General features: G+C 67.7%; 9 protein-coding genes. 1 reads left to right on the top strand and 8 read right to left on the bottom strand.

The window, feature by feature from the left end:
* Positions 1 to 2 precede the first annotated feature (2 nt).
* The 8 genes from QZ994_RS06650 to QZ994_RS06685 form a co-directional block, all read right to left on the bottom strand.
* Complete coding sequence (locus tag QZ994_RS06650) at positions 3 to 2,099, bottom strand: PAS domain-containing hybrid sensor histidine kinase/response regulator (RefSeq protein ID WP_290869969.1); 2,097 nt, start codon at positions 2,097 to 2,099, stop codon at positions 3 to 5.
* Positions 2,047 to 5,109, bottom strand: a complete 3,063-nt coding sequence (locus QZ994_RS06655; protein WP_290869972.1) for a chemotaxis protein CheB — start codon at positions 5,107 to 5,109, stop codon at positions 2,047 to 2,049. Before QZ994_RS06655 ends, QZ994_RS06650 begins: the two co-directional genes overlap by 53 nt.
* A 242-nt stretch (positions 5,110 to 5,351) precedes the next feature.
* Positions 5,352 to 6,545: a porin gene (locus QZ994_RS06660; protein WP_290869975.1), complete on the bottom strand. Its 1,194-nt coding sequence runs from the start codon at positions 6,543 to 6,545 to the stop codon at positions 5,352 to 5,354.
* Between the two features lie 275 nt (positions 6,546 to 6,820).
* Positions 6,821 to 7,678, bottom strand: a complete 858-nt coding sequence (locus QZ994_RS06665; RefSeq protein WP_290869977.1) for a TatD family hydrolase — start codon at positions 7,676 to 7,678, stop codon at positions 6,821 to 6,823.
* Positions 7,679 to 7,711: 33 nt separating this feature from the next.
* Positions 7,712 to 8,392, bottom strand: coding sequence for an ABC transporter ATP-binding protein (locus QZ994_RS06670; RefSeq protein WP_290869979.1), 681 nt, complete (start codon positions 8,390 to 8,392; stop codon positions 7,712 to 7,714).
* 8 nt (positions 8,393 to 8,400) lie between these two features.
* On the bottom strand, positions 8,401 to 8,610 hold the full coding sequence (locus QZ994_RS06675; protein WP_290869982.1) for a DUF2788 domain-containing protein: 210 nt from the start codon (positions 8,608 to 8,610) through the stop codon (positions 8,401 to 8,403).
* A gap of 1 nt (position 8,611) precedes the next feature.
* Positions 8,612 to 9,385, bottom strand: a complete 774-nt coding sequence (locus tag QZ994_RS06680; RefSeq protein WP_290869985.1) for a DUF2189 domain-containing protein — start codon at positions 9,383 to 9,385, stop codon at positions 8,612 to 8,614.
* Positions 9,378 to 10,631: a lipoprotein-releasing ABC transporter permease subunit gene (locus tag QZ994_RS06685; RefSeq protein WP_290869988.1), complete on the bottom strand. Its 1,254-nt coding sequence runs from the start codon at positions 10,629 to 10,631 to the stop codon at positions 9,378 to 9,380. The genes QZ994_RS06680 and QZ994_RS06685 overlap by 8 nt, the downstream gene beginning before the upstream one ends.
* 34 nt (positions 10,632 to 10,665) lie before the next feature.
* Here QZ994_RS06685 and QZ994_RS06690 point away from each other — a divergent pair.
* The coding region (locus QZ994_RS06690) for a hypothetical protein (RefSeq protein ID WP_290869989.1) at positions 10,666 to 11,588 on the top strand (923 nt) is incomplete at its 3' end.

Raw genomic sequence — 11,588 nt, forward strand, 5'->3', positions numbered from 1 at the left:
GCTCAGGACAGGCTCGCCTTGCTCCGAGGGTGCTGGGCCGCTTTCTGGGCCGCGTCCAGCAGCTCCAGCAGGCGCTCGATGTGCAGGGGTTTGGTGAGGTAGTGGTCGAAGCCGGCGCGTTGCGCCTCGGCCATCTGGTCGGGCATGGCGTCGGCACTGAGGGCCACCATCAGCTGCAGGCCAGGCATGTGCCAGCCACGGATGGTGCGGCACATGTCGATGCCGTTGCCATCGGGCAGGTTGATGTCGAGCAGCACGACTTCGGGCTCGATCTGGCGGATGAGATTCAGGCCCTGCTCGGCGGTCTCGGCCATGGCCAGGCGCAGATCGGGGTACAGGCCCACAACCGACTCGAAGAGCTGGCGATTGACCGGGTCGTCTTCCACATAAACCAGGTGCAAGGGCCCGATGGCCTTGGGCAAGGCGCGTTGGCGATCGCTCCCGGCCGTGGCACCGCATTGCGCCGCACCCACGGGCAGGTGCAGGGTGAAGACGCTGCCTTCGCCCAGGGTGCTTTCGACCGTGATGCACCCCTGCATGAGTTGCGCCTGCTGCTGCGAGATGGCCAGCCCCAGTCCGTGGCCTGCAGCCATGTTGCGGCCGTTTTCCAGCCGACTGAAGGGGCGAAAGAGTTCACCGAGGCTGTCGGGCGGAATGCCGATGCCATGGTCTCGCACCGACAGGCAGGCCTCGCCATCGACTTCGAAACTGCTGATCTCGATGACGCTGTCGCGGTGGCTGTACTTGATGGCGTTGCTCAGCAGGTTGGCCACGATCTCTCGCAGCAGCTGGCTGTTGGCCTGCACACGCACCGGTTCAAGTCGGGTGCGCAGGTGAATGGCCTTTTCATCGGCACGTTCCAGCAGCAGCTGGGTGGCTTCGACGCCGATGTCGTCCAGCGCCAGGGTCTCGATCTCGAAGTGCTGGGTCTGGTATTCGAGGCGCACCAGGCTGAGCGCCTGGTTGACCATCTGCAGCAGCTGCTGCCCCGCATCGTGGATGAGCTGCAGCTTTTGCAGCTGGCCCGGCTGCAGGCCGGTTGGCACCAGGCACATGACCTGGCTGAACCCGAGGATGGCATTGAGCGGCGTGCGCATGTTGTGGCTCATGCGCGAGAGGAAATCGGACTGCACGGTGTGCATGGCCTGGCTGCGCATGAGCACGTCGCGCTCGGCCTGGGCCTGGATGGCCTCACTGACGTCTTCGGCGATGGCGATGCAGCGGGTCATGGCGCCATCGGCATCGCGCACGGCGACCAGGCTGATCTCGAGCCAGCGGGGCTGGCCCTGGCGGGTGTAGCCCTGCAGGCGTACGCGGCGCACCTCCCCCGCCTCCATCAAGGTGTGGCGGGTGTGCAGCACGATGCTGCGGTCGGTGTCGGGGCCGGAGAGCAGGTCCAGCAGCACCTTGCCCTGGGCCTGGATCAGGCTCAGTCCGGTGACATCGGTGAAGCGGGGGTTGACCCACAGCACGCGCTCACAGCCATCGCAAATGGCCACCATGGTGGGCGCGCAATCGGCCACCAGGGCCAGGTCACGGTTGGCGGCCAGGGCGTCCTGCAGCTCGGCGTGTTCACGGTAGTAGCCGGTCTGGTCGACCAGGCTGACGATCCACTCGGCCTGGTCGCCCGATTCGGCCGGCACACGGGAGAACTTCAGGTCAAGCAGGAGCTCGACCTCCTTGACCTTGAAGCGGTGGTGGCTGGACTCGAAACGCAGCGACTCGCGGGCTTCGTGCAGCGCCCGCAGCAGGCGGCGGCGAGACTCCTCGTCAAACCCGAAGAGAAAGAGCGGACGGCGTTCCAGCGCATGGGCCCCTGCCCCGAGCAACTGTTCAGCCGCCCGGTTGACAGAGACGATGAGGCCACGCTCGTCGATCCGGCACAGCGCCACGGGCACCTCGGCCAGCAGGTGCTGGTAGAGCCGCGCCTGGCGCTGGGCCTGCAGCTGGCTCTCCTGCAGCGCCTGGGCCTGCATCTCCAGCTCGACCTGGTGGATGCGAAGCTCTTCGAGCAGGCGCCCCTGGGCGTCCAGCTCGGGGTTCAGGTCAAGCAGATGGCCGCGCTCCGCCGCCTTGAGGGTGATCTGGGCTCTGCTCATGGACGATCTCCTTGACCGCAGGCGCCCAGCGGGATACGTTGTAGTGGCTCACCAGTGCGCCGCCCCCCTTGAGCCGCAAGGGCGTCACGTGCAATGCAAACCAACGGGCTTCGTCGGGCGCATGGCAGGGGTAGATCTGGAAGAACTCTTCGGTCTCGCCGTTCAGCACCTGCCGAACGCCTTGGTCGGCCGCCAGCATCTGCTGGGCAGCCTCCCCTCGCTCTGAGGCAACTGCCTGGGCCGTCACCGCGAGGTAGTTTTGTCCCGGCCCGGTGTGAACCAGGCCACGGTCACCATTGGCCTCGGCGAACTCTCGCCAGCGCTTGTTGACCGTGAGGATCACGCCTTGGGCGTCGATCAGCGCCAGGTTGGCCGGCACGGCATCGACGATGGCCTGCAGGCGGCTGGCGCTGCGCAGCGCGGTGATGTCCACGAAGCTTGCCACGGCGCGGTTGTGGCCCACGTTACCCAGGCTGTCGGTGGCGTAAGGCAACAGGCGGGCCAGGTGCCAGCGGCCGTCGTCGCTGCGCACCTCGCGCTCCACCGTCACACCGGTGGCCATGGTGCGGCGCAGGTCGGCGAAGAACTCGGGGTAATCGAGCCGGTGGGCGAAGTCTTCGATGCTGCGGCCGATGTCGGAATCGCGCAGGTTGAAGAGCACCGTGGTCTCGGGCGTGAGGCGCAGCAGGTGGAGCTTGTCGTCCACAAAGAGGTTGGGCACGCCCACGGCACGCGACATGCCCTCGAGGTCGGCATTGAGGGCGCCCAGGATCTTCACCTTGCTCTGGTATTCGGCGTTGACCGAGTACAGCTCTTCGTTGACGGACTGCAGCTCTTCGTTGGTCGACTGCAGTTCTTCGTTCGAGGCCATCAGCTCTTCGTTGGTGGCCTGCAGCTCTTCATTGGTGGTCTGCAGCTCTTCGATCGTGGCCTGCAGCGAGTCGCGGGTGATGGTGAGCTCGCGCTCCATCTGGGCCACGTGCTCGCGAGCAGGGTCGCTCAAGGCCAGCACCTCGGGCGCCTCCAGCGGCGAGATGTAGCGCTGCGCCGGCTCGAAAGACAGCAAGATCAGACGCCCTGGCTGCGGCGGCGCGGTGAAGGCCGAGGCGGTGACGATGAGCCCCCCCTGAGGCGACAACGTGGGGACCTCCGCCTCGGCAGGCAGAGGGGGCCAGGCCAGGGCGGGCGAACGCACCGGGCCGTCTTCGCTTTCGAGGCGGCGGATCAGGGCGCGCACCACCGGGTTGAGCTCAGGCGGCAGGAGGTCGAGCAGATCGAGGCTGGGCGGCCCACCGCGCAGGCGCAGCAATTCACCCAGGTTGCCGACCACGTGCTGCACCACGCGCTTGTCGTCGATCAGGACCGAAGGGGGCGCGTACTGGCGGGCCAGCTGCTGCAGCATGACCTGAGCCTGGGCCTGCGCAAACTGAGCCGTCTGCAATGCGGGAGAGGCGGCCGTGCGCAGGTCGGCCTGGAAAGGCTGGCGACCGGTGGGCAGCACCAGGGGCTTGCCACCGTGCTCCAGGCGATAGACGCGGGCGCGGCTGTCGGCCACGGAGAAATCCCGTTCGAGCGCGGAAAGCGACTCGCTGCGGCCCAGCATCAGGATGCCCTTGGGCACCAGGGCAAACTGCAGGCGGCGCAACACGGTCTCCTGCGCGGGTGGGCGCAGGTAGATCAGCATGTTGCGGCAGGACACCAGGTTGAGCCGCGTGAAGGGAGGGTCGCTCAGGGCGTTGTGGCGCGCAAAAACGATGAGGAAGCGCACATCGGGCTTGATGACCAGGCGCCCGTCCTTGCGGTTGAAAAAGCGGGCCACGCGCTCGGGCGAGACCTCGGCTTCGATGGATTCGGGGTAACTGCCCGCCGCCGCCACATCGAGGAAGCGCTGCTCGACGTCGGTGGCGTAGATCTTGATCGTGGGCCATCGACGGATGCGCTGGCAGACCTCGAGCAGGACCATGGCCAGGGAATAGGCCTCTTCCCCCGTGGCCGTGGCCGTGACCCAGACGCGGAAGGGTTTGTCCGCCGGGTGCTCGGCCAGCAGCTTGGGCAGGATGTGCTCGCCCAGGTGCTCGAAGGTTTCGGGGTCGCGGAAAAAGCGCGTGACCGGGATCAGCACCTCACGCCGCAACTGGTGGGCCTCGGCCTCGTTGCCCACCAGCAGGTCGGCATAGGACAGCAGAGAATCGATGCCCAGCAACTGCATGCGGCGGCGGATGCGGCGCAAGAGCATGTCGGGCTTGTACTGTTCAAGATCGAGCCCTGCGTACTGGCGCACCACCCCGGAGATGGTGTTGAGCGTATTGACCACGTCTTCGGCGAGGCTGAGCGGGTCCTGCATCAGCTCGGCATGCACCGCACCGGCCATGGACGAGGCCGAAGCCAGGGTCTTGCCCAACAGACCGGCGATCTCTTCCGGGCCGAGCACGTGGTCGACCACGCCCGTGGCCAGGGCGTTGACCGGCATCCCATCGAACTCGGCGGAATCCGGGCTCTGGGTGATGACCCGGCCGCCCCATTCGCTGACGCGCACGATGCCGCGCGAGCCGTCCGAACCCGTGCCCGAGAGGATGACGGCGACCAGGCGCTCGCCCCACTCGCGTGCGGCCGACACCAGGAATTCGTCGATCGGCAGGCCGATGCCATGGGCCGGTTTGGGCGTGAGCACCACGCGGCCATCGAGCAGGCTGATGTGCTTGCCCGGCGGGATGAGCAGCACGCGATTGGGCTCGCACACATCGCCTTCGTGGGCGATGACCACCGGCATGGCCGTGTGGCGGGCCAGCAGGGTGTCCATCAGGGTCGGGTGTTCGGCCGAGAGGTGCTGGATGACGACGAAGGCCGCCCCCGTGTTGGCAGGGAGGTGATCGAACAGCCGGCTCAGCGCATCCAGCCCCCCGGCCGAGGCACCCAGGGCCACGAGGAAGCTGGCCGACTCGGGCGTGGCGCCCGTGGTTTCGGCGGAGGCATCAGCTTGATCAGGGGCGAGGGTGGCGGAATCGGTCATGGTCCTGAGGGAAAGGCGCTGGAGCCCAGGTTCAGCTAGGGCACGACGCGGCCATGCTGCCAACGCGGGTCACCCTGCAATCTACAGGGGATTTTGCGTTGCAACAAGACGTACATGCCGGACGCCTCTTGAGGGTCTCATTTGCGCCAACTCAAGCACCGGAAACGAAAAAGGGGCACCGCAAACGGTGCCCCTCAGGCGGAGGTGGGGTGAACGGGTGCCCGCAGGCACCCTGGCCCGGATCAGAAGAACAGGATGCCGCCGAGGCTGATGGTGTTGTTCTTGGTGGTGGCGCCGCTGGCCGAGGTGGTCTGCTTCTCGTTGTTGAACTCTCCCACCAGGGTGATGAACCGGTTCAGCGAGTGGTAGACGCCCAGGGTGTAGCTCTGGTTCTTGAGCGTGACGCCGGCACCGGCTGCGCCGTCCTTGTCCTTGTTCTGACCGTAGTTCAGGCCCAGCTTGGTGGCGCCCAGCTTGTAGGTGCCTTGCAGGAAGTAGCCGCTGGACTTGGTCTTGTTGCCGTCGCCGTCCGAGCCACCCAGGAACTGGGCACCCACGGTGGAGAGGCCCAGGCCCTTGCCGTTGAAGCCGTAAACCAGCACCTCGGCCGCCGGCGTGACGCTCAGCTTGCCGCCGAGTTCAAAGCCGGTGGCGCTGAAGGGCTGCACGGTGCAGGTGCTGCTGTTCTGGCAATCGGTCTTCTGGTTGATCAGGCCGGTCCAGAGCTGGCCGGGCATGGCACCAGGGATGTCGTAGCTGGCCATGGCCTGCAGGCCGGGCTGCTTGCTGCCGTTGCCAGCGTAGTCCTTGGGCTGGAAGAGGCCGACGCCGGCCTGCAGGCCGCTGACCTTGGGGCTGACGTACGAGATCTGAGCCTGGAAGCCCGTGTACATGTAGCCATGGCCAATCATGCCGAAAGTGGTGTTGTAGGGCACGGCCGCATTGGAGGTGCCACCCACGCCCAGCAGGGTCATGTCGGAGAGGATGACGTTCTGGCCAAACATGCCGATGTCGCGGCCGATCTTGACCGTGCCCATGGCATCGGTGCCGAAGGAGAAGTAGTTGTTGCGGGTGTCGATCTGGGCGTAGGGGTAGCCGTTGGCATCGGGCAGGCCGACGATGGTCGACGAGTCGTTGATGCCGGGGGCGAAGCTGATGTGCGCCTTGACGTTGACGTCTTCCACCTTGGCGGTGGCCACGAAGTTGACCCAACCCGGCAGCAGACCGTTGGAGATGCCGCTGGTGCTGGTCTTGGTGGTGACGCCGGCGGCGCTGGTGGTCCTGCTGTCGCGGTTGACGTAGAAGCCGTTGACGGTGCCGTTGATGTCCAGGGTGACGTCGTTCTGCGTGAAGCTCACGGCCTGGGCCTGCGAGGCGATGGCGGCGATGGACAGGGCGAGGATGGACGGGATGGGGGCGATCTTCTTCAAGCTCATGCGTGTCTCCGATGGGTGGATCTGTGGACTTCGGGTTCGGCGCCCTGCCTGACGGCGGGCACACGGTGATCCCGGAGGGCAATGCCTGTGCCTGCCCCGCTCAGATGACGAAAGCCGACAGATCGGCGGTTTTCGCGAGGGTTATCCCCCTGAAATCGGACAGGGGTTGCGTCAGGGCGCAGCACAAGGGCCTGAAGCAGGGCTCAGGGCGTGGCACAGGGCTTTCCCGCGCTTCGTGCGAAGCGGGAACAAACCGGAGACAGAGACGGTGGCCGTTAAAAAGACGGCTTGCCCCGTGGCAGCGCACGCAACCTGGGCAGGGCGTCCAGGGCATTGGCCGTGGTCAGGGCCTGGGTGGCCGGCAGGCTCAGGCCGCGCAAGGTCGCCAGGGTCTCGGCGATGCGGGGCAACTCGGCCGGCTCGTTGCGGGCGTGTTCGCCACGGGCACGCTGTTCGGCTGTCTTGTAGCGCCAGTGCGGCGGGATGTCGGGCGCGTCGGTTTCCAGCACCAGGGCCTCGGGCGGCAGTTCGGCGGCCAGGCGGCGGATCTGCAGGGCCCGATCAAAGGTCATGGCGCCACCAAAGCCCAGCCTGAAGCCCAGTTCGACAAAGGCCAGGGCCTGTTGCGGGCTGCCATTGAAGGCGTGGGCGATGCCACCGGCCACGGGATGCCCGGCCGCACGCAGGCGACGCAGGTGCTTGAGCAGGGTGTCGGCGCTGCGGCGCACGTGCAGGATCACCGGCAGGCCGTGCCGCACGGCCAGGTCGAGCTGGGCGGCGTAGAAGCGCTCCTGCAGGGCGCGGCTGGCCGGGTCTTGCAATGCAGGCACGAAGTGGTCGAGGCCGATCTCGCCCACCGCCACCAGGCGCGGATCGGCCGAATGGGCCTGCAGGGCGGCGGCGAGTTGGGCCAGGGCGTCGACCGGGGCCTGCTGGACGTACAGGGGGTGGATGCCCAGGGCGTAGGCGCCGTCGCACTGCTGTGCCGCCAGGCGGGCGGGCTCGAAGGTGGATGGCGTGACCGCCGGGATGACGATGCACCCCACCCCGGCGGCCTGGGCGCGGGCGATCACCTCGGGGCGATCGGGGGCGAACTCGGGGGCGTCGAGGTGGCAATGGGTGTCGATCCACATGGCCGACCTCGGATGGCGCGCGGGCGGCGGGCCTCAGTCGGCCAGCAGGCCGCCCACGAGGCGGTGCTGGCGGGCGCAGCGGGCGGCCAGGGTGGCGTCGTGCGTGACCATGACCACCGCGGTGCCGGCATCGGCCGCCAGTTGCAGCATCAGCTCGAAGACGGTGTCGGCGGTGCTGCGGTCGAGGTTGCCCGTGGGTTCGTCGGCCAGCAGGCAGGCGGGCTGGGTGACCAGGGCGCGGGCCACGGCCACGCGCTGGCGCTCGCCGCCGGAGAGTTCGGACGGGCGGTGCTCGACGCGGTTGAGCAGGCCAACGCGGTCCAGCCACTGGCGGGCCTGGGTGCGGGCCTCGGCCAGGGGCAGGCGGCGGATCATCAGCGGCATGGCGACGTTGTCGAGCGCCGAGAACTCGGGCAACAGGTGGTGGAACTGGTAGATGAAGCCCAGGTGCTGGTTGCGCCAGGCGCCCTGCTCTGCCGCGCTCAGGCCGGCCAGGTCGCGCCCCATGAGCTCGACGCGGCCACGCGTGGGGGCATCGAGCCCGCCCAGCAGGTGCAGCAGCGTGCTCTTGCCCGAGCCCGAGGTGCCGACCACGGCGACCGATTCGCCGCGGGCCACACGGATGTCCACGCCTTGCAGGATGGTGACGTCAAGCGGGCCTTCCTGGAAGCGCTTGACCAGCCCTTGGGCCTGGATGATGGGGGTGTCGTTCATGCGCGCGTTCAGATGTTCAGCAGCCAGGCGATCACGTTCTTGGCCACAAAGCCCAGGATGCCGAAGCCCAGGACCAGGAAGAGCACGAAGGTGCCGAACTTGCCTGCCTTGGATTCGCGGGCCAGTTGCACGATGATGAACATCATGTAGAGGATGAAGGCGCCGACCCCGAAGGTCAGGCCCCATTGAGCAATCTGCTCCTCGGTGAAACCGTACATATCAAGCCGTCTCGTGGACCACCAGGTCCTGGTAGGCATGCCAGGTGGCATGGCCCAGCACCGGGATCACCAATATCAAACCGAACATCAGGGTGCCCAGGCCCAGGGCGGTCAGCGTCATGACGATCGCGGCCCACAGGCTCAGGCAAATGGGGTTGGCGCTGACCGCGCGCCAGCTGGTGCGCAGCGCGCACTGCATCGTGACGCGGCGGTCGACCAGCAGGGGGATGGCGACGACGCTGGAAGCGAACAGGGGCGCGGCCATGAGCCCGCCGATCAGCAGCCAGATCTCGAAGATGCCGGGGTTGGGGTTGAGCACCACGCGCTGCAGGAAGTCCGACGGGGTGGTCAGCGCGGGCTTGACGCCCAGGGTGAGCAGGGCCGCCGACGTGATGACCCAGGCCGTGCCCATGGCCGTCAGCAGGATGCCGAACTGCACGAGGCGGCGGTCGAGCGAGGCCCAGACCTTGAAGACGGTGGAGAAGTCGGCCGGCTCGTCGCGCAGGAGGGCCCGGCTCACGGCATACAGACCGGTGCTGAGGATGGGTGCCACCAGCAGGAAGCCGGAAAACGCGCCGGCCAGCACCCAGAAGCTGGACCAGGCGAAGTAGAGCAAGGCACCACCGAAGACGCCCATGAGGGTGCCATGGGCCAGACCGACCAGGGGCGCCTCCATGAAGTCGTTCCAGCCGTGCAGCAACCAGCCGAAGGTGCGCAGCGAATGGACCTTGCGCACGTGCAAGGGACGGTGATCGGCAGGGATGAGTTCACTCATAACGCAAGGCCTCCGCAGGTTGCACACGGCTGGCCCGCCAGCTCGGGTAGAGCGTCGCGGCCAGGGACAGAACAAGCGAAATCAGGGCGATGGGGAGGATGTCGGACCACTGGGGGTCGGACGGCATCTTGCTGATCAGGTAGATGCTGCCGGGCAGGAAGCTCACACCCAGCAGGCGCTCGATGAAGGGCACGATGACGTCGATGTTGAACGCCACCAGCAGACCCAGGCCCAGGCCGCCAAAGGTGCCCAGCACGCCCGAGAGGGCCCCCTGCACCATGAAGATGCCCATGATGGAGCGCGGGCTGGCACCCAGGGTGCGCAGGATGGCGATGTCGGCACGCTTGTCGGTCACGGTCATCACGAGGGTGGACACCAGGTTGAACGCGGCCACGGCCACGATCAGCGTGAGGATGATGAACATCATGCGCTTTTCCACCTGCACGGCGTCAAACCAGTTGCGGTTGGTGTGCGTCCAGTCACGCACGATGACGCCTTGCCCCAGAGAGAGGCTCAACTCCGCCCCAACGCGGCGCGCGTCCTGCGGGTCGCGCAGCTTGAGTTGCAGGCCGGTGATGCCACCGGTGCGGAAAAGCTTGGCCGCATCGTCGGCGTGCATCAGCACCAGGCCGCTGTCGTATTCGTAGTGGCCGGCGTTGAAGAGGCCGACGATGGTCATCTGCTTGAGGCGCGGCACCACACCCGCGGGCGTGACCTGGCCGCTGGGCGCCACCAGGGTGATCTGGTCGCCCTCGCGCACACCGAGGCTGCGGGCCAGTTCCACCCCGATCACCACGCCCCAGCCCCCCGGTACCAGCTTTGAAAACGTGGGCAGCATGCTGGCCGCCAGGGGCGTGACCGCGGCCTCTTCGGCCGGCACGATGCCGCGCACCATGGCGCCACGCATGTCTTCCCCGCGGGCGACCAGGGCCTGGGCGGGCACAAAGGGCGCGGCACCCTGCACGGCGGGGTTCTGACGGGCCTGAGCGGCCAGCGCCTGCCAGTTGGCCAGGGTGCCGCCGTTGGCGTCGTAAAGCTCCACATGGGCCACCACCGAGAGCATGCGGTCGCGCACTTCCTTCTGGAAGCCGTTCATCACCGAGAGCACGATGATCAGGGCCGCCACCCCGAGGGTGATGCCCAGCACCGACACCCCGGAGATGAAAGAGATGAAACCGTTGCGGCGGGCCGAGCGGCTGGCGCGGGTGTAACGCCAGCCCACACGCCATTCATAAGGGAGATTCATGGTGGGGGGAGTGTACTCACTCGATAATCGCCCCATGTCCGCTGCCCCCTCCCTGAACCTTGCCGCCTCGGCCTCTGGCGCACCGCACTGGGTGCTGCCCTTCGCGGCCAGCCTGTCTGAGCCCTGCCAGCACGCCCTGCCCCACCTGGACCAGGCCGGCTTCCTGCCGAACTGGGCGCGCCTGATGCCACGCCTGAGCGTGGTCCACCGCCTGGAGGGCGACGAGTACGCGCTCTCGATGCCGCACGAGCGCCTGCTGGGCGAAGCCCTGGGTTGGGCCGAAGCCGGCCAGCCCGAGGCCGATGGCGAACTGCCCTGGGCCGCCTGGTGGGCCGCACAGGACGGCCTGAAGCTGGACGCCGACATGGCCTGGGGCCTGCTGAGCCCCGGCCACTGGCTGATGGGCCGCGACCACCTCACCCTGCTGGACCCCGCCAGCCTGGCCCTCAGCGAGGCCGACTCCCGCGCCCTGATGGAGGCCGTGCGCCCCCTGTTTGAAGAAGACGGCTGGACCCTGTGCTGGGGCGCGCCCGACCGCTGGTACGCCGCCCACCCCACGCTGGCCGGCCTGCCCACCGCCTCGCTGGAGCGCGTGATCGGTCGCAACCCCGATGTCTGGCTGACCGAGCACCCTGAGGCCCGCACCCTGCGCCGTCTGCAAAGCGAGGTGCAGATGATGCTCTACCAGCACCCGATCAACGACGCCCGCGCCAGCCAGGGCCTGGCCACGGTCAACTCCTTCTGGCTCAGCGGCGCGGGGCAGGCCCCCGCCTCCCTGAACCTGCCTGCCCACCTCACCCTGGTGAACGACCTGCGCCAACCCCTGCTGGGCGACGACATGCCCGCCTGGGTGGCCGCCTGGCAGCAGGTCGACGCCACCATGTTCGCCGCCGCCCTGGCCCGCCTGGACGCGGGCGAGGACCTGCGACTGAGCCTGTGCGGCGAACGCCATGCCCT

The sequence above is a fragment of the Aquabacterium sp. genome, assembly GCF_021768455.1.
Lineage (GTDB): Bacteria > Pseudomonadota > Gammaproteobacteria > Burkholderiales > Burkholderiaceae_C > Aquabacterium.